Origin of the sequence: Streptomyces sp. NPDC012769, assembly GCF_042901205.1 — a bacterium.
GTDB lineage: Bacteria > Actinomycetota > Actinomycetes > Streptomycetales > Streptomycetaceae > Streptomyces.
The window spans coordinates 533,709-556,231 of record NZ_JBIBCP010000004.1; the positions used below are offsets into that span (position 1 = coordinate 533,709).

Below are 22,523 nucleotides of genomic sequence, written 5' to 3' on the forward strand. Positions count from 1 at the left end.
TTGCTGCAAGCGCTTACGACGGCTGGAAGGTACCCCTGGTCGGTCGAGCCGTAAAGAGATCGCGCGCGGGCAGACGAAAACGTCCGTATGCCGGCCCCGAGAGGACCGGCATACGGACGTTCGTCGCGGTTGCGCGGGGCGGTCAGCCCACCAGGCTGTCCCGCCAGGCCCGGTGCAGGCCCGCGTAACGGCCCTCGCCGCCCACGAGTTCGGCCGGCGAGCCGTCCTCCACCACCCGGCCCGACTCCATCACCAGCACCCGGTCGGCGACCTCCACCGTGGACAGCCGGTGCGCGATCACCACCGCCGTACGGCCCGCGAGCACCGTGTCCATCGCCCGCTGCACGGCCCGCTCGCCCGGCACGTCCAGCGAACTCGTCGCCTCGTCCAGGATCAGCACCGCCGGATCCGCCAGCAGCGCCCGCGCGAACGCCACCAGCTGGCGCTGGCCCGCCGAGATCCGGCCACCACGCTTGCGGACGTCCGTGTCGTAGCCGTCCGGCAGCCCCGCGATGAAGTCGTGCGCGCCGATCGCCTTCGCGGCCTGCTCGATCTCGGCGCGGGTCGCGTCCGGCCGGCCGATCGCGATGTTGTCGGCGACCGTGCCCGAGAACAGGAACGCCTCCTGCGTCACCATCACCACGCCCCGCCGCAGTTCGGGCGTCGACAGGTCCCGCAGATCGACCCCGTCGAGCAGGATCCGGCCCTCCGTCGGGTCGTAGAAGCGGGCCAGCAGCTTCGCCAGCGTCGACTTGCCCGCGCCCGTCGCCCCGACGACGGCCACCGTCTGACCGGCCGGGATCGTCAGATCGAAGCGCGGCAGCACCTCGCCGCCGGTCCGGTACGCGAACCGCACCCCCTCGAACACGACCTCGCGCCCCGGCCGGCCCGTCCGGGCGGGCAGCTCGCGGGGCGCCGCCGCCTCCGGGACACCCGGCTCTTGGGCGAGCAGGCCCGCGATCTTGGCGAGCGAGGCCGCCGCCGACTCGTACGAGTTGAGGAACATCCCGAGCCGGTCGATCGGGTCGTAGAGCCGCCGCACGTACAGCACGGCCGCCGCCAGCACACCGAGTTCCAGCGTCCCGTCCGCGACCCGCCAGGCGCCCCACAGACACATTCCGGCCACCGCCGTGTTGGCGACGAGCCGCGAGCCGACCACATAGCGGGCCATCTCCAGGAGCGCGTCGCCGTTGCTGCGCTCGTGCCGCCGGTTGAGCGCGGCGAACTCCGTGTCGTTGGTTCGCTCCCGGCGGAACGCCCGTACCGGCCGGATGCCGTTCATCGTCTCCGCGAACTTCACGATCACCGAGGCGATGGCGGTGGAGCGCTCCGCGAAGACCACGGCGGACCGGCGCCGGTAGAGCCGTACGAGGAGGTACAGCGGCCCGAAGGAGGCCACGGCGACCGCCCCGATGCCCAGATCGAGCCAGAGCAGCATCGCCGAGATCGCCACGAAGGAGAGGACGACGCCGATGAGCTCCTGGAGGCCCTCGGACAGCAGCTCGCGCAGCGACTCCACGTCGGTGGTGGAGCGGGAGATCAGCCGGCCCGAGGTGTAGCGCTCGTGGAAGTCGACGCTGAGGGCCTGCGCGTGCCGGAAGATCCGCCCGCGCAGATCGAGCAGCACGTCCTGGTTGACCCGGGCGGCGCCCCGGACGAACGCGTACTGCAACAGCCCGCCGGCCACCGCGCACGCCAGATACCCGAGCGCCACGGCGACCAGCGGTCCGTGGTCCCCGCTCCGGAACGCCGGCACGCCCCGGTCGATCGCGTACGCCACGAGCAACGGCCCCGCCTGCAGCGCGGCCTGCTGCACCAGCAGCACCAGCGCGGCGACCACGACCCGCCCCCGGTGCGGGGCGAGCAGCGACCGCAGCAGCCGCCCGGTGGCCCCGGGCGCGGCGGGCAGGTCGTCCCGGTCGAAGGGATCGCCGCCGGTCGCCGCCGAGCCGGCCGCCTCGGGGGTTCCGGTCCCCGCGCCGACCCCGTTCCCGACCGCGGTGTCCCGCTCCCGCTCCCTCTCCGTCTCCGTGTGCGCGTCCGTCATCGGGTCTTCTCCTCGTGCCGCTCGCCGGACATCAGCCAGGCGTACTCGGCGCTGGTGCGCAGCAGTTCGTGATGGGTGCCGACGGCCGCGATGCGGCCGGACGACAGCAGGGCGACCCGGTCCGCGAGCAGCACCGTGGACGGGCGGTGGGCGACGACCAGGGCGGTGGTGTCGCGGAGCACCTCGCGCAGGGCGGCCTCGACCCGGGCCTCGGTGTGGACGTCGAGGGCCGAGAGCGGGTCGTCCAGGACCAGGAAGCGCGGGCGGCCGACGACCGCGCGGGCCAGGGCGAGGCGCTGGCGCTGACCGCCGGAGAGGCTCAGGCCCTGCTCACCGACCTCGGTCGCGGTGCCCTCGGGCAGCCGGTCGACGAAGCCGTCGGCCTGGGCGACGGCCAGCGCGCGCCGCAGCTCCGGCTCGGCGGCGTCCGCCCCGGCCCCCATCAGGACGTTCTCGCCGACGCTCGCGGAGAAGAGGGTGGGTTCCTCGAACGCCACCGACACCAGTGACCGCAGCCGGTCCCGGGGCATCAGCGCGATGTCCTCGCCGTCGAGCAGGATCCGCCCGGCGGTCACCTCGTGCAGCCGCGGTACGAGCGCGGTGAGCGTGGTCTTTCCCGACCCGGTCCCGCCGACCAGGGCCAGCGTCTCGCCGGGCCGGATGTGCAGGTCGATCCCGTCCAGGACCGGCGGGGCGTCCGCCGGCGCGTCCGGGTAGCGGAAGGTGACGCTCTCGAACCGCACCCCGTCGGCGGCCCCCGCACCGGCGCCCCCGGTCCCGGCCCCGGAAGGCCCGGGCCCCGTCTCCGACTCCTCCGCCGCGTCCATCACCTCGAAGTACCGTTCCGTCGCCGTCGCCGCCTCCTGGCTCATCGCCAGCAGGAAGCCGATCGACTCCACCGGCCAGCGCAGCGCGAGCGCCGTCGACAGGAACGCCACGAGGGTGCCCGCCGACAGCTCCCCGTCCGCCACCTGCACCGTGCCGACCACCAGCGCCGCGCCCACCGCCAGTTCCGGCAGCAGCGTGATGAACGCCCAGATCCCGGCGAGCAGCCGGGCCTTGCCGAGCTCCGTGGTGCGCAGCAGCCCGGCCAGGGTCCGGAACGCCTCCGCCTGGCTGCGGTGGCGGCCGAAGCCCTTGACGATCCGGATGCCCAGGACGCTCTCCTCGACCACCGTCGTCAGATCGCCCACCTGGTCCTGCGCCCGTCGCGCCACCACCGCGTACCGCCGCTCGAAGAGCGAGCAGAGCACCACCATCGGCACCACCGGGACGAGTAGCACCATCCCCAGCGTCCAGTCCTGGGCGAGCAGCACCGCGTAACCGGCGAGGATCGTCACGCCGTTGACCAGCAGGAAGGTCAGCGGGAAGGCCAGGAACATCCGGACCATCATCAGGTCGGTCGTCCCGCGCGACAGCAGCTGTCCGGACGCCCACCGGTCGTGGAAGGCGATCGGCAGCCGCTGCAGCCGCCCGTAGAGATCGGCCCGCATGCCCGCCTCCACCCCGGCGAGCGGCCGGGCCACCAGCCATCGCCGGAAGCCGAAGAGGGCCGCCTCGGCGATGCCGAGCAGCAGCAGGTACAGCGCGCCGAGCCACACCCCGGTCGTGTCGCCGTCCGTGACCGGGCCGTCGACCAGCCATTTCAGGACGAGGGGGATGACGAGCGAGAGACAGGAGGCGACGATCGCGACGAACGCGGCCGTGAACAGGCGTACGCGTACGGGCCGGACGTAGGGCCACAGGCGCAGCAGCGTGCGCACGGCCGAGCGGCGGCCGTGCGGATCCTTGGTGAGTGCGGGTTCGGAGGGCATCAGGTCCGAGCCTAGGGTTCACCCCTGACATCGCTCATGTGCTTTTCCGGCCGTGCGGCCCGCCCCGTAGGATCGCCGACCGTCGGAACCTGGGGTGGAGAGACAAGGGCGGGGACCATGCACGACCACACGAGACGCCGCCGCGCCACGGCGGCCCTGCTGCCGGTGCTGCTGACGGCGCTGGCGGCCTGCCAGTCCGGGGGCGAGGGCGGGGGCGCGGACGCCCGGGCGCCGAAGCCGTCGGTGACTCCCGTCTACGAGGTGCGGCTCGACGACCAGCTGTCCGCCGCGAGCAAGGCGACCACGGCGGCCGGTTCGGCGGCCTTCAGCTGGACGCTCACGTACGGCTCCGACAAGGGCACCGCCGTCGACCGCACGACGGGCACGCAGGACTACGCCAAGGACACCGCCCAGGCCGAGCGGGTCCTGGAGGTGCCGCGCCGCTTCCCGGCGGACGCCGCCGCCGAACTGGGCGGGCGACCCGGCTCCTCCGCCGCGCCGGAGACGTACGTGGTCGCGGGCAACGACGTCACCTACCGGACCCGCCAGGGCGACTGGCTGCGTTACTCCTCCTCCGCGCCCATGGAGCTCGTCGACCTCTTCGACGGCGTGCTCCACCGGGCGGGCGAGACCGCCCCGTACGGCGGCACGCTGGCCGAGGTGGTCCGGGTCTCGGACGCGGAGAGGCAGCCGGACAAGGGCGCCGACGGCAGCCGGACGTACCGGTTGAGCGTCCCGCCGCAGACGGCGGAGGCCGCGCTGCCGCCGCAGTTCTCGTCGTCCCTGACCTCCGACAAGAGCGCCGCCCGGGTGCCCCTGACGGTGGTGCTCGACGGGGAGGGACGGCTGACCGCCGCCACCGCCGACTTCGGGCCCGTGCTCGACACCCTCCACGAGGACGGCCTCCTCGAGGGCGTGACCTCGCTGAAGGCGGAGTACCGCCTCTCCCGCCACGGCGAGGCGACCGTCCCGGCGCCGCCCGCCGGCGCGAAGCGGGCCCAGGCCGCGGAGAAGGCCCTGACCCCGCTCACGAAGGCGAAGCCGGGCGACTGCGGCTCGACGGACACCGGCCTCGGCGGCAGCCTGGAGCTCGTCCGCGTCACGCCCTGCGACGGCAAGGCCGCGGAGCTGCGGGTCTTCGGCCAGGTCGAGGTGAAGGAGACGATCGAGGGGAACCCGACCGGTGTGGCGGTGAAGAAGGCCCAGGAGAAGTGCGAGGCGAAGTACCGGGCCGCCCCGCGCGCCTGGGTGCGAGGCGCCCGTCCGGCCGACACGTTCTACACCTACGGCGCCGGCTCCTCCAGCTCCGCCTACACCGGTCCGGACGTGGACATCGAGGGCACGTACGCCTGCTACGTGTACACCGCCGGCCGCTGACCGGCCCTCACCCGCGCACCCGCAGCAGCACCACCGACCTCCCCGCCACCGTCAGCGTCCCGCCGCCCCGGTGCACCGTGCCCGGGGCGCGGGACTGGTCCTCGTGGGCGGTGTCCAGGACCAGTTCGTACGACTCCGCCCACGGCGGGCCCGGGAGCCGGTAGTCCACCGGGCGGTGGTCGGCGTGCAGCACCGCGAGGAAGCTGTCGTCGGTGACCTGCTCGCCGCGGGCGTCGCGGCCCGGGATGTCGCGGCCCGAGAGGTAGAGGCCGAGGGTCGCGGCGGGCGCGTACCAGTCGCCCTCGGTCATCTCGGTGCCCTCGGCGGTGAACCAGGCCAGGTCCCGCAGCCCGTCGGCGCCCTGCGGCCGGCCGGAGAAGAAGGCGCGGCGGCGGAGCACCGGGTGCCGGTGGCGCAGCGCGAGCAGGCGGCGGGTGAGCGCGAGGAGCTGGGCGCGGCCCGGGTCCTCGGGCAGCGTCCAGTCCAGCCAGCTGATCTCGTTGTCCTGGCAGTAGGCGTTGTTGTTGCCGCCCTGGGTGCGGCCCATCTCGTCGCCGGCGACGAGCATCGGCACCCCGGTCGACAGCAGCAGCGTGGTGAGCAGGTTGCGCAGCTGGCGCAGGCGCAGCCCCTGGACCTCGGGGTCGTCGGTCTCGCCCTCGGCGCCGCAGTTCCAGGAGCGGTTGTCGTTCGTGCCGTCCCGGTTGTTCTCGCCGTTGGCCTCGTTGTGCTTGCGCTCGTAGCTGACGAGGTCGCGCAGGGTGAAGCCGTCGTGGGCGGTGACGAAGTTGACGGAGGCGTACGGGCGGCGGCCGCCCCACGCGTAGAGGTCGCTGGAGCCGGAGAGCCGGTAGCCGAGGTCCCGGACGTCGGGCAGCGCGCCGCGCCAGAAGTCCCGTACGGCGTCGCGGTAGCGGTCGTTCCACTCGGTCCACAGCGGCGGGAAGGCGCCCACCTGATAGCCGCCGTTGCCGACGTCCCAGGGCTCGGCGATCAGCTTGACCCGGCGCAGCACCGGGTCCTGGGCGATGACGGCGAGGAACGGCGAGAGCATGTCGACGTCGTGGAAGGAGCGGGCGAGCGCCGCCGCCAGGTCGAAGCGGAAGCCGTCCACGCCCATCTCGGTCACCCAGTAGCGCAGGGAATCGGTGATGAGCCGCAGCACCTGCGGCTGCACCACGTGCAGGGTGTTGCCGCAGCCGGTGTAGTCGGCGTAGCGCCGGGCGTCGGACTGGAGCCGGTAGTAGCCGCGGTTGTCGATGCCCTTGAGGGACAGGGTGGGGCCGAGCTCGCCGGCCTCCGCGGTGTGGTTGTAGACGACGTCGAGGATGACCTCGATGCCGGCCGCGTGCAGCGCCCGCACCATCCGCTTGAACTCGCCGACCTGCTGCCCGGCGGTCCCGGAGGAGGAGTAGCCGGCGTGCGGGGCGAAGTAGCCGATGGAGTTGTAGCCCCAGTAGTTGGTCAGGCCCCGGCGCAGCAGGTGGTCCTCGTGGGCGAACTGGTGCACCGGCAGCAACTCGACCGCCGTCACCCCGAGCCGTACGAGGTGCTCGATCGCGGCCGGGTGGGCGAGGCCCGCGTAGGTGCCGCGCAGCCGCTCGGGGACGCCCGGGTGGAGCGCGGTGAAGCCCTTGACGTGCAGTTCGTAGATGACCGAGTCCGGCCAGGGCGTCTTGGGTCTGCGGTCGTCGGACCAGTCGTCGTCGTCGTGGACGACGACCGCCTTGGGGACGTACGGGGCGGAGTCCCGCTCGTCCCGGACGGTGTCGGCGACCTGCTGCTGGGGCCAGTCGCGGACGTGCCCGTACACCTCGGGCGGCAGTCCGTGGCGGGCGTAGTCGCCGTCGACGGCCCGCGCGTACGGGTCGAGGAGCAGCTTCGCCGGGTTCCAGCGGGCGCCGGTCCACGGGTCCCAGCGGCCGTGCACCCGGTAGCCGTAGCGCTGCCCCGGGCCGACGCCGGGCACGAAGCCGTGCCAGATCTCATGGGTGAGCTCGGTCAGCGCGAGCCGGGTCTCGGTGCCGGAGGCGTCGAAGAGGCACAGCTCGACGGCCTCGGCCCCGCCCGCCCACAGCGCGAAGTTGGTCCCCGCCACCCCGTCCGGTCCGACCCGGCACCGGGCGCCGAGCGGCGTCGGCGCCCCCGGCCACACCACAGGGACCGGCCCCTTCGGGGCACCGGCCCGCTCCCGTACCGCCTCCTGCTCGGCTGCGCTCGACACCGTCCCGGCCTCCCGCGGCTCTCCCCGTACGACAGAAGGGCGCGGCGTCCCGGCCGCGGCTTCCCGTACGTGGTCCTCCACCTGTTCTGCCCGCACGGCCGTGCTCCCAACATGCCGCGCGGGCACGTTTCCCCTGGAGGGTGGCCGTCGTTGGGCCGGGCGTGAGACATGTACTGAAGCGGGCGAGGGCCTGCCTGGTGGTGGCCGGAGTCCTTGCGGGCCTTGCGGGGCTTACGGCGTGCACCGGGGACGGGCCGCCCGGGATCGACATCACCCTGCCCGGCAAGGCCCGGGCGCCGGGCGACGTGATCCGGGTCAGCCCGGAGGACGGCAGCCGCGGGGTGGCCGCCGACGGCCCGGTGGAGGTGAGGGTCGACAGCGGGCGTCTGGAGCGGGTGACCGTGGTCCAGGTGGAGGACGCGCAGCGGACCCGGGTGGCGGGGGAGATCTCCGCGGACGGGCTGCGCTGGCGGCCCCGGCCCGGCACCCGGCTCGCGCTCGCCGCGAAGTACAGCGTGGACGCGGTCGCCCTCGACGGGCACGGCCGCCGCTCGGCCCGGCACACCACCTTCACCACGGTGGTGCCCGAGCACCGTTTCATCGGCTACTTCAAGCCGGAGAACCGTTCCACGGTCGGCACCGGGATGATCGTCTCCTTCTCCTTCAACCGGCCGATCGAGAACCGGGCGGCGGTCGAGCGCGCCATCCGGATCACCTCCGACCCGCCGGTGGAGGTGGTCGGCCACTGGTTCGGCGCGGAGCGGCTCGACTTCCGCCCCGCCGCGTACTGGCAGCCGGGCACCCGGGTCACCGTCGACCTCGCCCTGCGCGATGTCGAGGGTGCGCCGGGCGTGTACGGGATCCAGCGCAAGAAGGTCGGCTTCACGGTGGGCCGCTCGCAGGTCTCGCTGGTCGACGCCGAGAAGCACACCATGGAGATCCGCCGGGACGGCGAGCCGCTGACCACCCTGCCGATCACGGCCGGGGCGCCGAAGACCACGACGTACAACGGGAAGATGGTGGTCACGGAGCTGTACGACGTGACGCGGATGGACGGGCGCACGGTCGGTTTCGGCGGGGAGTACGACATCAAGGACGTGCCGCACGCGATGCGGCTGACCGAGTCGGGGACCTTCCTGCACGGCAACTACTGGGCTCCGGCCGCCACGTTCGGCTCGGCGAACGTCAGCCACGGCTGTGTGGGGCTGCGGGACGTGAAGGGCGGCGGCTCGGACACCCCGGCCGGCTGGTTCTTCGACCGGACGCTCATCGGCGACGTGGTGGAGGTGGTCAACTCGCGCGACAAGCAGGTGGCTCCGGACAACGGCCTCGGCGGCTGGAACATGGACTGGGCCCGCTGGAAGGCCGGGTCCGCGCTGCGCTGACCCGGGTCCCGGTCCGCACCTCGCACGAACTGGGACTGAACGGTGACATTCACGTGGAACTTTCGTGTCCGGCGGTGTGATTATCTAACGCCGTGTGCGCGGGAGTATGCGCACGGGGGTGGGGCCCAGGCAGTGCCGGGTCGTGCGAGGGGAGAAGACCATAGTGAACGGGCAGCCGATATCCGGAGGGAACGCCGGACGGCGGCGCCGGACCCGCCTGGGCGCCCTGGCGACGGGAGCGCTGCTCCTCGTCCTGACCGCCTGCGGCGGCGGTGGCGTCGCCGGCGGCGGCGACAAGGGCGGCCAGGACGCGGGCGGCGGTGGCGGCAAGCAGGAGATCGCGGCCTCCGCGGCGGTCGTGACGATCGCTCCGAAGGACGGCGCCGACTCGGTCGCCACCAGCGGGGCGCTGAAGGTGACGGCGGAGCAGGGCAAGCTGACCACGGTGACGGTCTCCGACACCGAGGGCAACAAGGTGGAGGGCAAGATCTCCGCCGACGGCAGCAGCTGGGAGCCGCTGGGCCACCTGGCCGCGAGCACCCAGTACAAGGTGCACGCGATCGCCAAGGACGCCGAGGGCCGTGAGTCGGCGAAGGACACCACCTTCTCCACGCTCACCCCGAAGAACACCTTCATCGGCCACTACACGCCGGAGGCCGGCCAGACCGTCGGCGTCGGCATGCCGGTCTCGATCAACTTCACCCGCGGCATCACCGACCCGGAGGCCGTCGAGCGCGCCATCACGGTGACGGCGGAGCCGTCGGTGGAGATCGAGGGCCACTGGTTCGGCAACGACCGGCTCGACTTCCGTCCCAAGGAGTACTGGGCCGCGGGCACCAAGGTGACCGTGAAGCTCAACCTGGACGGCGTCGAGGGCCGCCCGGGCGTCTACGGCAAGCAGAAGAAGACCTACTCCTTCACCATCGGCCGCCGTCAGGTCTCCACGGTCGACGCCAGCGCCAAGACCATGAAGGTCGAGCGCGACGGCAAGATCATCAAGACCCTGCCGATCACCGCGGGCGCGCCGTCCACGACGACGTACAACGGCCAGATGGTCATCAGCGAGAAGTACAAGGTGACCCGCATGAACGGGGCCACCGTCGGCTTCGGCGGCGAGTACGACATCAAGGACGTGCCGCACGCGATGCGCCTGTCCACCTCGGGCACCTTCGTGCACGGCAACTACTGGGCCTCCGCCTCGACGTTCGGCTCGGCCAACGTCAGCCACGGCTGCGTGGGTCTGCGCGACACCCGGGGAGCGGGCGACAGCTCCACGCCGGCGGCCTGGTTCTACGACCGCTCCCTCATCGGTGACGTCGTCATCGTGAAGAACTCCAAGGACAAGCAGATCCAGCCGGACAACGGCCTCAACGGCTGGAACATGTCCTGGGAGGAATGGACCAAGTAGTCCGTCCCCGTGACGAGCGGACCCGGTGCTGTGAGCAACAGCACCGGGTCCGTTCGCGTTAACGGCGACTAACCTGCCCTCCATGACTGTGAACCTCGAAGTCGCCGAAGGCGTCGGCACCATCCGCCTCGACCGCCCCCCGATGAACGCCCTGGACATCGCCACCCAGGACCGGCTGCGCGAGCTGGCCGAGGAGGCGACGGACCGCGACGACGTGCGGGCCGTGATCCTGTACGGCGGCGAGAAGGTGTTCGCGGCCGGCGCGGACATCAAGGAGATGCAGGTCATGGACCACGCGGCCATGGTCAAGCGGTCCCGCGCGCTGCAGGACTCCTTCACCGCGGTCGCCCGCATCCCCAAGCCGGTCGTCGCCGCCGTCACCGGCTACGCCCTGGGCGGCGGCTGCGAGCTGGCGCTGTGCGCCGACTACCGGATCGCCGCGGACAACGCCAAGCTGGGCCAGCCCGAGATCCTGCTCGGCCTCATCCCGGGCGCCGGCGGCACCCAGCGGCTGTCCCGTCTCGTCGGCCCCTCCAAGGCCAAGGACCTCATCTTCACCGGCCGCATGGTGAAGGCGGACGAGGCGCTGCGGATCGGTCTCGTCGACCGGGTGGTGCCGGCCGCCGAGGTGTACGAGCAGGCGCACGCCTGGGCCGCGAAGCTGGCCCAGGGCCCGGCGATCGCGCTGCGGGCGGCGAAGGAGGCGATCGACCAGGGCCTGGAGGCGGACATCGACACCGGCCTCGCCATCGAGCGCACCTGGTTCGCCGGCCTGTTCGCCACCGAGGACCGGGAGCGCGGGATGCGCAGCTTCGTCGAGGAGGGCCCGGGGAAGGCCAAGTTCGTCTGATCTCCCCGCACTTCGGACACGCTCGGCGCTGACGCCGGCATGTGCCGGAGGCAGTCCCGTGGAGTTGTCGATTCCGGGGGGTCGAATCCCCCGGAACGGCCCCGCGCCCGGCTCTGTGCGGCCATGATGGGGGGCATGGCGGGCCTGGAGGGTATGGATCAACCGCGGCAGCACGGCGGGGCGACCGCCGCACGGTGGGTACCGGCCGCCGAGGACGAACAGGCCGCGGAAGCACTGCACTTGTACGGGAACCCGGCGGAGGACGACGTCCGGCTGCCGTCCCGTCCCGAGTCCGCCGCGGTCGCCCGCCGGCTCACCCAGTGGGTCGTGCTGCGCCACTGGGCCCTCACCCCGCAGATCGCCGAGCACGCGGTGCTGCTGGTCTCCGAGCTCGTCGGCAACGCCGTCCGGCACACCGGCGCCCGCGTCTTCGCCCTGCGCATGCTGCGCCGCCGCGGCTGGATCCGCGTCGAGGTCCGCGACCCCTCGCGCGGTCTGCCCTGCCTGATGCCGGTGCACGAGCTCGACACCAGCGGCCGGGGGCTCTTCCTCGTCGACAAGCTCTCCGACCGCTGGGGCGTCGACCTGGCCCCGCGCGGCAAGACCACCTGGTTCGAGATGCGGGTCAGCGACCGCTGAGCTCTTCCGCCCTCGGACGCACGAAAGCCCCCGTCCGCCGTGATGGGGCGCCTGGGGGCTTCCGTGTGATGCGCCGTGGATCAGGGGGGTGGTATCCACGGCCGCTGTGACGACCTGAACCCGGGTCAATGGGGGTCGTGTCCTCGACTATGGCAGACAGGTGGCCTCGGTGCCAAAAGTCCTTACCGGGGCAGATGCGGACATAGGTGAACAGTTTACCGATGAATCGTTGGTGACCTAGAGCACTGACCTTGTAAACGATGAATAAGTATGGGGTTCATCGGGTGTTTCCTCGACCGGTCCGCATGGTGGACGGCCGACCGCGCCCCGTAAACGTCCTGAAACGGCGCAATCCTCATCTTCCGGGCCCGGCGGCCGTTAAATGGTGCCCGTGACGCCGACCGACCGCCGCGGTGCCCTCCGGGCCGGCACGGCCGCCGCCCTCGCGGGAGCCCTCGGCACCGCCTGCGGCACGGACCGCCCCGCCCCGCGCCCCCAGCGCCCCGCGCCCGCGCCCGCCGCCCCGGGACCCCGCCGCTACCCCGGCCGCCCCGACGAGATCACCACCGGGCCCCGCGACCGGCCCCGGGTCGCCCTCACCTTCCACGGGCAGGGCGACCCCGCCACCGCCCGCGCGATCCTCGACCGGGCCGAACGGGCCGGCGCCCGCGTCACCGTCCTCGCCGTCGGCGACTGGCTCGACCGCCACCCCGAGCTCGCCCGGCGCGTCCTCGACGGCGGCCACGACCTCGGCAACCACACCCAGCGCCACCTCGACATCACCGCCATGACCGAGGCCGAGGCCCACACCGAGATCGAGGACTGCGCCCGCCGGCTGCGCCGCCTCACCGGCTCCATCGGCACCTGGTTCCGGCCCTCCCGCACCCGGCACGCCGGCGAGACCGTCCGCCGGGCCGCGCGCCGCGCCGGATACCCGCACGTCCTCTCGTACGACGTCGACTCCCTCGACCACACCTCGCCCGGCCCCGCGGCCGTCGTCGCCCACGTCACCCGGGAGATCCGCAACGGATCGGTGGTGAGCCTCCACTTCGGCTACGCCGACACGGTCGCCGCGCTGCCCCTCCTCCTCGCCGACCTCGACCGCCGCGGCCTCTCCGCGGTGACCACCACGGAGCTGCTGACCTGATGCCGACCCTCGCCCCGCGCCGTACGAAGCGCGCCCTCGCCGCCACCGCCCTGCTGCTCGCCCTCGCCGCCTGCTCGGATCCCGGCCCCGCCGAGAGCGGCGGCGGCGCCAGGAAGGCCGCCGCCGTCCCCGCCGTACCGAAACCCGCCGCCCCCGCCGGGCTGCCCGGCATGCCGCCGCTGCTCGACCCGAACGACGTCTACGCCGCCGACCGGCCGGGCAGACTCTCCCCGGTCGTCAAGGACTTCCCCTCCCGGGTGTACGTCCCCAACACCAACTCCAACACCGTCTCCGTCATCGACCCCGCCACCTACAAGGTCATCGAGACCATCCCCGTCGGCATCCAGCCGCAGCACGTCGTCCCCTCCTGGGACCTGAAGACCCTCTGGGTCAACAACAACCGCGGCCACACCCTCACCCCCATCGACCCCGCCACCGGCACCGCCGGCAAGCCGGTCGAGGTCCACGACCCGTACAACCTCTACTTCACCCCGAACGGCAAGTACGCCGTCGTCATGGCCTCGCTCGACCGCGAACTCGTCTTCCGCGACCCGCACACCATGGAACGGAAGAAGACCGTCCCCGTCTCCTGCTACGGCGTCAACCACGCGGACTTCTCGGCCGACGGGCGCTACTTCATCGTGTCCTGCGAGTTCTCCGCCGAGCTCCTCAAGGTCGACACCGAGAAGATGGAGGTCATCGGCCAGCAGCGGCTCCCCTTCGAGGGCGCCATGCCGCAGGACGTGAAGATCTCACCCGACGGCAAGACCTTCTACATCGCCGACATGATGGCGCACGGCATGTGGGTCCTCGACGGCGAGAAGTTCACCACCCCGAAGCTGCTGCCCACCGGCAAGGGCTGCCACGGGCTCTACGTCTCCCGCGACTCCCGGGAGATGTACGTCCCCAACCGCGGCGAGGGCTCGATCTCCGTCTTCGACTTCAAGCAGAACCGGCTCACCAAGAAGTGGTGGCTGCCGGACGGCGGATCCCCCGACATGGGCGGCGTCTCCGCCGACGGCAAGGTGCTGTGGCTCTCCGGCCGCTACGACTCCGAGGTCTACGCGATCGACACCACCACCGGCAGGCAGCTGGCCCGCATCCCCGTCGGCGGCGGCCCCCACGGCCTGGCCGTCTACCCCCAGCCGGGCCGCTACTCCCTCGGCCACACCGGCGTGTTCCGCTGATCCTTGGGCTCGGTTCGCGCGGTCACCGGAGGTCCTACCGCGCGACCAACAGGGCCTCCGCGCCGACCGGGCGGTAGCCCGCCGCCTGGAAGACGCGGACGCTGCGGGCGTTGCCGGGGGACTGCTGCGCCCAGACCACCGGGTCCGGGGTCAGATGACGGGCCGCCGTCGCCAGCGCCCGGCCCAGGCCCCGGTGGCGCACGGTCTCGTCCACCTCGATCGCCGCCTCCATGCGGCCCGCGACGCCCCGGCCCAGGATCAGCACGCCGCCGTCCGCGGCCCACACCCGGACCTCGTCCCGGTACTTCAGCGCCCGCGCCACCCGCGGATGCTCGGGGTCGTCGATCTCGCGCAGCTCGATGCCGGGCTCGCCCGGGAGGGCGTCCGCGACGGTCAGCAGGTCGATCGTGTTCACGTACCGGCGCGTGCGGGCCGTCAGCGCCGACAGGAACGGCGGGGTCATGCTCGCCACCAGCGGATCCGTCGACGCCGCCGCCAGCTCCGCCCGTATCCACTCCGGGTCCTCGTCCAGGAACACCACCGAGTGCGCCGTGAACGACAGCACCCCCGCGTCCCGGGCGTTCGGCTGCCGCAGGATCGTCGTCGACCCGTCCGGCGGAGGGAACACCCCGCGCGCCGCCGCCGCCAGGATGTCCGCCACTCCAGTGACCTCGCTGTTCATACCCCCATCATCCGATACGACCGCGCCCGCTAATCTGACCCCCGACATCGAAGCACCATGAAGGGGCGGAAAAAGTGGCGGACATCGAGTCGGCACGTACGGCATTCGACAAGTTCGACGTGGACGGGGACGGCTTCATCACGGCCGCCGAGTACAAGAGCGTCATGGCCCAGCTGGGCGACTTCAACGTGACCGAGACCGTCGCCGAGGCGCTCATCAAGCAGCGCGACGCCAACGGCGACGGCGTCCTGTCCTGGGACGAGTTCTGGGCCCACCTCGACAAGGCCTGAGCCACGGTCCCCGCCCGGCCACGGGCCGGGGCCTGAGCCCTCCGGGGCACGGACGGGCGGCGCCGGACGACACGGCGTACGGCGCGGCGTACGACCATGCGCACGCCGCCTGAGTTGCCGCCCGTCCGGACCCCGGTGACGATCATGAGGTGACGCTCCCCGGACCCCTCGGTACCCCGATCCGTCTGACGGCAGCCGTTCTCGCCGCCCTCGCCGTCCTCACCGTCGCCCTCCTCGGCGGCTCACTCGCCCGGACGGGCACCGGTGAACTGGAGATCCCCGCCGCGGGCAGCATCACCCTGCTGCGGCTCCTCGTCGTCACCGCCCTCGCCGTCCAGATCGGCGAGATCGCGGGCGTCCGGATCGCCGGCGAAGGCCCGCTGCCCCGCCGCTGGTCCCTGCCCGCCGCCGCCGTCGGCTGCGCCGCCTCCGCGGGTCTCCTCGTGCTCCTCGCCGTGATCAGCGGACTCAAGCTGACCACCGTCTACGGGCTGCGCGAAGGCCGGCTGCTCCTCGTCACCGCCAACGCCCTCGCGCTGGCCGCGCTGTGCGCCGCCGACCGCCGGCCCGCCCTCGCACTGGGGCCGCTCGCCGTCGCGATCGGGGCCGAGGCGCTGCGCGCCCACCCCGAGGCGTACAGCCCGGCGGTCGGCGTCACCCTCACCGTGGTGCACCTGACGGCCGCCTCGCTCTGGTTCGGCACCCTGCTGTACGTGCTGCGCACCATGCGGCTGCGCGGCGGCGGCAGGGACGTCCTGATGCGGTACGCCAGGATGGCCGCCTGGGTCTTCGCCGCCCTCGCCGTCACCGGCACCTGCTCCACCCTGCGCCGCCTCCCGCTCGACGGGGTCCTCACCACCGCGTACGGCAGGGTCCTCGTGGTGAAGCTCGCCCTCTTCGGCCTGGCCGCGCTGCTCGCCCTGACCGCCCGCCGCCGGATGCTCGGCGGCGGCGACGCCCAGCCCCCCGCCCGGGTCGAGCTGGGGGTGCTGGCGGCCGTCATGGTGGTCTCCGCGCTGCTCACCGTCGTACCGGACCCGCACTGGCTGCTGCCCTGACGGGGTCGGGGGAGCGGTCCCCGGTTACGCGGCGTCGCCGGCGAGCAGGGACCAGATCTCCAGGTCCTGGCGCACGCCGTTGAAAGCGAAGACCTCGCGCAGCGTGCCCTCGTATCGCATTCCGAGACGCTTGGCGACCGCGATGCTGCGCATATTCGCCGGTGTCACCCGCCATTCGACCCGGTGCATTCCGCGTACGCCCAGAGCCCAGTCCGCGAGATGCCGCGCGGCAAGCGTGACAAGACCCTTTCCCTGAACATCAGGGGACAGCCAGACACCCATTTCGCATACACCGGTCGGCACGTCGAAGATGCGGAAGAGGGCCCCGCCCTCCAGATTTCCGTCGACCCAGATGCCGAAGATCCGGCCGCCGTCCTGACTCTGCGTGTCCGCGTACCGCTGCAGGAATTGCCGGGCCGAGTCGGCGTCGTTCACGAAGTGCGCCCACGGAAGCCACGGCGCGAGATGGGGACGTACCCGGTCGACGTACCGGGCGAATTCTTCCGCCTGCCACGGCTCCAACGGGCGCAGCTGGGCGGAGTCTGTCAGGTTGTGGCCGAAGAGCGTCACGGCAAGCCTCCATCGTGGCCGGATCCAGTCGTCGCGGCAGGCCGTTGACCGCCCCCCGCACCCCTGGTGGACGCCCTCGACTCTAGGCGAGAGCCCAGGCCCGGGCCCATGGCGCCGGTCCGGGATGTCCGTTTCACCGGTCCGCATGAACGTGCGCCGCACAGGCATGCGGTGGCGAATCGTTGATACCGACTCCTCGCTCGACACACGATGTGGACGTCGGAAAGCAACGCGGCCGAAAAAGCGTGAACGGCCGTTCAACGAAAGCGAGAGAGATGCGTATCAACCGGTTCGTCAGCTCCGCGGGAATCTCCGTCTCGGCCCTTTTCCTCGCGACTGCGGCGGCCGTCTCCGGCGGACTCCTGCAGGGTGCCGGCTCCGTGGCCGACTCGACCGGGCGAATCGTGGCCGACGACCACGGCTGGGGCGTGATCACCCCCGGCTCCGCCATCCCGGCCGACGGCACCGTCGTCCTGGCGGGCGGCACCGACGACCACGGCTGGGGATGAACCGAATCCCTTTTTGACGCGCAGTTCACATCGAATTCAGAGGAGGGGTAGGAAAATGGCGGCAGTCAGCGTGCACGACGTCGTGGCACAGTGGGTCGAGACTCAGCCCGACGCCTGTGCCGTACGCGATCCGGCAGGGGGCCGGGAGCTCTCGTACCGGGAGCTGTGGCAGCGTGCCGGCTGGCTCGCCGCCGAGCTGGCCGGGCGGGGAGTCGGCCGCGGCGACCTCGTACCGGTCGCCCAGGACCGCTCGGTCGACCTGATCGTCACCTTCCTCGGCATCCTGCGCTGCGGCGCCGCCTACCTTCCCCTGGACGGTCTCGCCCCCACCGGCCGGCTCGCCGACGCCGTCGCCGAGTCCGGGTCCCGGGTGATCGTCCGCTCGCCGGGGGCCGGTGCGGCGGCCCCCGGCCGCTGGGCCGACCTGTCCGCCTGGCTGCCCGCGGGCGTCGAGCCGCTCGCCCTCCCCGAGACCGACCCCGGCCTCCCGGCGCCCGCCGTGACCGGCGACCGTGACGACCCGGCGTACGTCAACTTCACGTCGGGCTCCACCGGGCGCCCCAAGGGCGTCGTCGTACCCCACCGTGCCGTGCTGCGCCTCGCGCTGAACGCCCGCTTCTGCACGCTCGGCGCGGGCGACCAGGTGGCGAGCTCCGCCAACCCGGCCTTCGACGCCACCACCTTCGAGGTCTGGAACACCCTCTGCGCCGGCGCGACCGTCGTGGTCTTCCCGTCCGTCACCGAACTGGTCATGGACGAGTGGACCGCGCTGATCCGCACGGAGCGGATCGACGCGATGTTCCTCACCACCTCCCTCTTCCACACCGTGGCGCGGGAGAGCGCGGGCGCCTTCGGCACCGTGCGGACCGTCGTGGTCGGCGGCGAGCAGCTGGAGCTGGGCGCGGTGCGCCGGGTCCTGGCCGCCGAGCCGCCCGCGCGGCTGGTCAACGGGTACGGCCCCACCGAGACGACCACGTTCGCCGCCTACTTCGACTGCACGGACGAGAGCCTGGCGGGCCTGGACCGCGTACCGGTCGGCTTCCCCCTCCAGGAGACCACCCTGCACCTCCTGGACGCCGAGCTGAACGAGGTGCCCGCCGGCGAGACCGGCGAGCTGTGCGTCGGCGGCCCGGGCGTCGCCCTCGGCTATCTGGCCCGCCCCGAGCTGACCGCCGAGCGGTTCGTCACCCACCCCGCGACCGGCGAGCGGATCTACCGCACCGGCGACACCGGCCGACTGCTCCCGAGCGGCGCCGTGGAGCTCTTCGGCCGCACCGACCGGCAGGTCAAGCTGCGCGGCTTCCGCATCGAGCTCGAGGAGATCGAGCGCACCGCGCTGAACTGCGGCCTGGCCGACTCCGCCTTCGTCGAGAAGATCGGCGAGGGCCCGACCGCCTCGCTCGTCGGCTTCGTGCTGCCGGCCCGCGACGCCGCCGGTGCCGGGCCGGGCCCGGAGGAACTGCCCGCCGCGCTCAACCGGGCGCTCGGACAGACCCTGCCGAGCTACATGCTGCCCGCCCGCTGGCTGGTGCTCGACCGGGTGCCCTTCGGTTCGACCGGAAAGGCCGACCGCGCCCAGCTGCTGAGGCTGCTCGACGCACCGGCCGCCGGACGCACGGCGGCCCCCCGGACGGACGCCCCCGCCGCCCCCGGCGACCGGCCCTCGGACGCCTCGGTGCTCGCCGCGCTCCAGGCCATCTGGCAGGACGTGCTCTCCGCCGACGCCGACGTGGTCGGACCCGGCTCCAACTTCATCGACCTGGGCGGCAACTCGATCCTCGCGATGCAGGTCGCCACCCGCGTACGGCAGCACCTCGACGTCCGCGTCGACGCCGGAGCCGTACTGCTGACCGACAGCCTGGAAGAGCTGGCCGCCCACGTGGCCGCGCAGCCGGTGGCGGCCGCCTCATGACCACCACCTCCCGCCCCACCGTCCCGGGCCCCGCGTCCGACCGCCCCGCGCCGCTCTCCTTCGCGCAGGAGCGGCTGTGGTTCACCGACGCCGCCGCGCCCGGCAACCCCACCTACAACGTCCCGCTGTACTTCCGGGCCGGCGGAGCGGTCGACGCCAAGGCCCTGTCGCTCGCCCTGGAGGCGGTCACCGCACGGCACGAACCGCTGCGCACCGTCTTCCGGCCGGCCGAGGACGGCCGTCCCGCGCAGCACGTCCTCGCCGCCGAGCCCGTCCCCGTCGAGGTCGTCGACCTCACCGGCGCGCCCGACGCCGCCGCCCGCGCGGAACGGGAGGCGAGGGAGCGCGGCCGCGCCCCCTTCGACCTGGAGCACGGCCCGCTGCTGCGCTGCACGGTCTGGCAGGGCCTGCCCGGCGGCGACGCCGTGCTGCTGACCGTCCACCACATCGCCGTGGACGGCTGGTCGCTGGCCCCGCTCTTCGACGACCTGGCCCGCGCCTACGAGGCGGCGGCCGACGGCGACCCGGCCGAGCTGCCCGCGCTGCCCACCCGCTACGCGGACTTCGCGACGCTCGAACGCGCCGCCGAACACGACCCCGACGCCGTCGCGGGCCTCGACGAGCGCGTCGCCGAGCTGCTGCGCGTGGCGCCCGGACTGCACCTCGCCGGACGCGCCGAACGGCCGGCCGCCCCCGACGGGACCCGGCCCGGCGCCCAGCTCGCGGTCACCGTCCCACCGCCGGTCCGCACCGGGATCGCCACGCTCGCCCGCTCGCTGCGGGCCACGCCGTACGTCGTGCTCACCGCGGCCGTCCAGGCCCTGCTGCACCGCTGGTCGGGCCGGAGCGACTTCCTGCTCGGCACGATGACGGCCAACCGGGTCCACGCGGGCCTGGAGGAGGCCGTCGGCTTCTTCGTCAACACCGTGCCGCTGCGCTGCCGGGTCGACACCACCGGGTCCTTCGGCGAGCTGTGCACGGCGGTCCGCACCGAGGCCTTCCGCTCGCTGTCCCACCAGGGCGTCCCCTTCGACCGGCTCACGGCCGCCGTCGGCGCCGCCCGCGCGGCGGGCCGCCGGCCGCTGGTCGAGGTCGGGTTCGTGTACCAGAACACGCCCGTGCCCCGGGCCGGCGGCACCGGCTGGACGGCGCCCGTGGTGCTCGGCACCGACACCGCCAAGTTCGACCTGCTGTTCGTCCTCGAGGACGGCCCCGACGGGCTGTCGATCACCGTCGAGTACGACACCGAGCTGTACGCCCACGCCACGGCGCGGGACCTCGCCGGCGGCCTGGCGGCCCTGCTCGCCGAGGCGGTCGCCGATCCGGCCCGGCCGCTGGACGCCCTGCCGGCCCTGCCGGGCCAGCCGTCCGCGGACGCGCTGCCGCCCGAGCCCGAGCCGGAACCGACCGCCGTGGCCCCCGCCCCGGCCGTGGCCCCCGCCGACGCGCCCCGCCTGACGGGCTCGGAGGCGGACGCGGCCGAGCTGTTCGCCGCCGCCCTCGCCCAGCGCGGCGTCGGCCCCGCCCCCGCGGCGGCGGAACTGACCGCCGGCACCGACTTCTTCGCCCTCGGCGGCCACTCGCTGCTCGCGGTCACGATGCTGGCCGAGGCCAAGCGCCGGCACGGCCTGGCCGTGTCCCCCCGCGCCTTCCTGCCCGACCCCACGGTGGCGGGTCTTGCCCGGCTCCTCGACGAGGCGAGGGCCGCCGCCGAGGCCGTACCGGCCGCGGGGGACGCCCCCGCCCCCGTGCCCGCCGCCGACGACGAGGCGCACCCCGCCTCCCCGGTGCAGCAGCGGTTCTGGTTCCTCGACCGGCTTCCGTCGCTGCGCGCCGCCTATCTCATCCCCACTCTGGTCGAGTACGGCGGCCCCGTCGACCGCGAGGTGCTGCGCCGCGCCGTGGACCTCGTCCTCACCCGGCACCCCGCCCTGTCCACGGTCTTCTTCCTCGACCGGCGCAAGCGGCACGTGTGCTACCGCACCACCGGCACCCCGGCCCCGACCGCGGTCACGGACGCCGCCGACTGGCGCCCCGACACGCTGCGGGACCGGCTGTCCCGGCTGTGCTGGGAGCCCGTGGACCTCGGTCGGCAGGCCCCCGCCCGCGCGGAGATCCTCACCCTCGGTCCCGACCGGACCGTGCTCGCCCTGGTGGTCCACCACATCGTCGCCGACGGCTGGTCCCGCGACCTGCTGCTCGCGGAGATCGGCACGGCCTACCGGGCCCTGGCCGCCGGAGCCGTACCCGAGCTCGCGGAACCGGTGCACCCGGCCCGCCTGGCCCCGGCCGACCCCGGGTCCGAGGCCGAGGAGACCGAGCGCGCGGCCGCCCTCCTGGAGCACCTGCGCGGGGCGCCCAACGACATCGCGCTGCCGCACGACCGGCCGCGCACCGAACTCCAGTCCACCGAGGCGGCCCTGCTCACCGAGCGGCTGCCCGCCGCAACCGCCGCCCGGCTGCGCACCGTCGCCGCCGACGTCGTCGGCTGCACCCCCTTCATGACCACCGCGGCGCTGCTCGCCGTGGCCCTGGCCCGGCGCGGCACCCAGCGCGACTTCCTGTTCGCCTTCCCCTGGGCCGGACGCGAGGACCCGGCGGCCGCCGAGGCGATCGGGATGTTCGTCAACACCCTGATCCTGCGCGTGGACCTGCGCGAGGACCTGACCTGGCGCGAACTGCTCGGCCGGGTCAGGGAGAGCTGCGCGGTGTCGTACCGGCACGCCGGAGTGGCGCTCGACGTCCTCGCCGGCGAGCTGCACAGCGACCGCGACCTGAGCCGTCCGGCCCTGACCCCGGTGTTCCTCAGCGCCCAGAGCGGCGCCGCGGGCCCGGAGCCGCTGACCGCCGGCACCACCGCCCGGTTCCTCCCGCTGAGCCCGCTGCACATCAAGTACGAGCTCGAACTCGTCGCCTCGGAGGCCGCGGACGACCGGCTCGACCTCTCCCTGTCGTACGCCGTCCGCCTGTTCACGCAGGAGACGGCACAGGCCCTGCTGGCCGACGTGGTCACCGCCGCCGAAGACCTCGCGGCCGACCCCGATTCCCACCCCATCACCAGGAGCACTTCGTGAACAACACCGTGGCCACGACCCCGCTCACCGAGACCGAACTCCTCGACCGGGTCCGGCAGGCCTGGGCCGACGTACTCGACCTGGACAGCGCGGACGAGGTACCCGAGGACGTCAACTTCCTGGAGGCGGGCGGCAGTTCCCTGCTCCTCATCATGCTGTGGGAGGAGCTCGACCCGCTGACGGAGCGCAGCCTGAAGGTGTCCGACCTCTTCCAGCACAGCACCGTCAAGGCCCAGGTCGCCCTGCTCGCCGACCCCACCGGCGCCGACGAGGGCCTGACCGAGCTCGGCGCCCGCAACCGCGGCGGCCTGCTCGGCCGCGCGCGCCGCGACCAGCTCGTCTCCGAGTGA

The 22,523-nt window shown here is 73.3% G+C and carries 18 protein-coding genes; 13 read left to right on the forward strand and 5 right to left on the reverse strand.

All coding sequences use genetic code 11. The annotated features are described in order from the left end of the window. Positions 1 to 142 precede the first annotated feature (142 nt). Positions 143 to 2,047: an ABC transporter ATP-binding protein gene (locus ACFY7C_RS23675; protein WP_389653945.1), complete on the reverse strand. Its 1,905-nt coding sequence runs from the start codon at positions 2,045 to 2,047 to the stop codon at positions 143 to 145. After that, the gene (locus ACFY7C_RS23680; protein WP_389653947.1) at positions 2,044 to 3,861 is read right to left on the reverse strand and encodes an ABC transporter ATP-binding protein; all 1,818 of its coding nucleotides are present in this window, start codon (positions 3,859 to 3,861) and stop codon (positions 2,044 to 2,046) included. Before ACFY7C_RS23680 ends, ACFY7C_RS23675 begins: the two co-directional genes overlap by 4 nt. 117 nt (positions 3,862 to 3,978) lie before the next feature. Here ACFY7C_RS23680 and ACFY7C_RS23685 point away from each other — a divergent pair, with 117 nt between their 5' ends. Next, complete coding sequence (locus ACFY7C_RS23685; protein ID WP_389653949.1) at positions 3,979 to 5,238, forward strand: hypothetical protein; 1,260 nt, start codon at positions 3,979 to 3,981, stop codon at positions 5,236 to 5,238. A 7-nt stretch (positions 5,239 to 5,245) separates the two neighbouring features. On the opposite strand, the gene glgX is transcribed toward ACFY7C_RS23685, so the two are convergent. Beyond that, positions 5,246 to 7,462, reverse strand: a complete 2,217-nt coding sequence (gene glgX, locus ACFY7C_RS23690) for a glycogen debranching protein GlgX (RefSeq protein WP_389653951.1) — start codon at positions 7,460 to 7,462, stop codon at positions 5,246 to 5,248. A gap of 161 nt (positions 7,463 to 7,623) precedes the next feature. Between glgX and ACFY7C_RS23695 the strand changes: the two genes are divergently transcribed. The 6 genes from ACFY7C_RS23695 (at position 7,624) to ACFY7C_RS23720 (ending at position 14,078) form a co-directional block, all read left to right on the forward strand. Beyond that, entirely contained in the window at positions 7,624 to 8,847 is a 1,224-nt protein-coding gene (locus tag ACFY7C_RS23695) for an Ig-like domain-containing protein (protein ID WP_389653953.1), read from the forward strand. Positions 8,848 to 9,010: 163 nt separating this feature from the next. Next, a complete protein-coding gene (locus ACFY7C_RS23700) occupies positions 9,011 to 10,255 on the forward strand; it encodes an Ig-like domain-containing protein (RefSeq protein WP_389653955.1) in 1,245 nt (414 codons plus the stop codon). Between the two features lie 82 nt (positions 10,256 to 10,337). Then, positions 10,338 to 11,105 (forward strand): enoyl-CoA hydratase/isomerase family protein, encoded by a 768-nt coding sequence (locus tag ACFY7C_RS23705; protein ID WP_389653957.1) that lies wholly within the window; start codon positions 10,338 to 10,340, stop codon positions 11,103 to 11,105. A 135-nt stretch (positions 11,106 to 11,240) separates the two neighbouring features. Then, on the forward strand, positions 11,241 to 11,744 hold the full coding sequence (locus ACFY7C_RS23710) for an ATP-binding protein (protein WP_389653959.1): 504 nt from the start codon (positions 11,241 to 11,243) through the stop codon (positions 11,742 to 11,744). 382 nt (positions 11,745 to 12,126) lie between these two features. After that, complete coding sequence (locus ACFY7C_RS23715) at positions 12,127 to 12,891, forward strand: polysaccharide deacetylase family protein (protein ID WP_389653961.1); 765 nt, start codon at positions 12,127 to 12,129, stop codon at positions 12,889 to 12,891. Beyond that, positions 12,891 to 14,078, forward strand: a complete 1,188-nt coding sequence (locus tag ACFY7C_RS23720; protein ID WP_389653963.1) for a YncE family protein — start codon at positions 12,891 to 12,893, stop codon at positions 14,076 to 14,078. Before ACFY7C_RS23715 ends, ACFY7C_RS23720 begins: the two co-directional genes overlap by 1 nt. A 34-nt stretch (positions 14,079 to 14,112) precedes the next feature. On the opposite strand, the gene ACFY7C_RS23725 is transcribed toward ACFY7C_RS23720, so the two are convergent. Continuing rightward, entirely contained in the window at positions 14,113 to 14,760 is a 648-nt protein-coding gene (locus tag ACFY7C_RS23725; RefSeq protein WP_389653965.1) for a GNAT family N-acetyltransferase, read from the reverse strand. A 74-nt stretch (positions 14,761 to 14,834) separates the two neighbouring features. Here ACFY7C_RS23725 and ACFY7C_RS23730 point away from each other — a divergent pair, with 74 nt between their 5' ends. Together ACFY7C_RS23730 and ACFY7C_RS23735 are read left to right on the forward strand one after the other, a co-directional pair. Further along, positions 14,835 to 15,050, forward strand: a complete 216-nt coding sequence (locus ACFY7C_RS23730) for an EF-hand domain-containing protein (RefSeq protein WP_352076310.1) — start codon at positions 14,835 to 14,837, stop codon at positions 15,048 to 15,050. Positions 15,051 to 15,199: 149 nt separating this feature from the next. After that, a complete protein-coding gene (locus ACFY7C_RS23735) occupies positions 15,200 to 16,108 on the forward strand; it encodes a CopD family protein (protein WP_389653968.1) in 909 nt (302 codons plus the stop codon). Between the two features lie 24 nt (positions 16,109 to 16,132). On the opposite strand, the gene ACFY7C_RS23740 is transcribed toward ACFY7C_RS23735, so the two are convergent. Next, complete coding sequence (locus tag ACFY7C_RS23740; RefSeq protein ID WP_389653970.1) at positions 16,133 to 16,678, reverse strand: GNAT family N-acetyltransferase; 546 nt, start codon at positions 16,676 to 16,678, stop codon at positions 16,133 to 16,135. A gap of 275 nt (positions 16,679 to 16,953) precedes the next feature. Here ACFY7C_RS23740 and ACFY7C_RS23745 point away from each other — a divergent pair, with 275 nt between their 5' ends. Genes ACFY7C_RS23745 through ACFY7C_RS23760 form a run of 4 tightly spaced genes read left to right on the forward strand, consistent with a single transcriptional unit; the run spans position 16,954 to position 22,523 of the window. Continuing rightward, positions 16,954 to 17,187: a hypothetical protein gene (locus ACFY7C_RS23745; RefSeq protein WP_389653972.1), complete on the forward strand. Its 234-nt coding sequence runs from the start codon at positions 16,954 to 16,956 to the stop codon at positions 17,185 to 17,187. 55 nt (positions 17,188 to 17,242) lie between these two features. After that, on the forward strand, positions 17,243 to 19,099 hold the full coding sequence (locus ACFY7C_RS23750) for an amino acid adenylation domain-containing protein (protein ID WP_389653974.1): 1,857 nt from the start codon (positions 17,243 to 17,245) through the stop codon (positions 19,097 to 19,099). Then, the gene (locus ACFY7C_RS23755; protein WP_389653976.1) at positions 19,096 to 22,173 is read left to right on the forward strand and encodes a condensation domain-containing protein; all 3,078 of its coding nucleotides are present in this window, start codon (positions 19,096 to 19,098) and stop codon (positions 22,171 to 22,173) included. The genes ACFY7C_RS23750 and ACFY7C_RS23755 overlap by 4 nt, the downstream gene beginning before the upstream one ends. Continuing rightward, a complete protein-coding gene (locus ACFY7C_RS23760) occupies positions 22,170 to 22,523 on the forward strand; it encodes an acyl carrier protein (RefSeq protein ID WP_389653978.1) in 354 nt (117 codons plus the stop codon). The genes ACFY7C_RS23755 and ACFY7C_RS23760 overlap by 4 nt, the downstream gene beginning before the upstream one ends.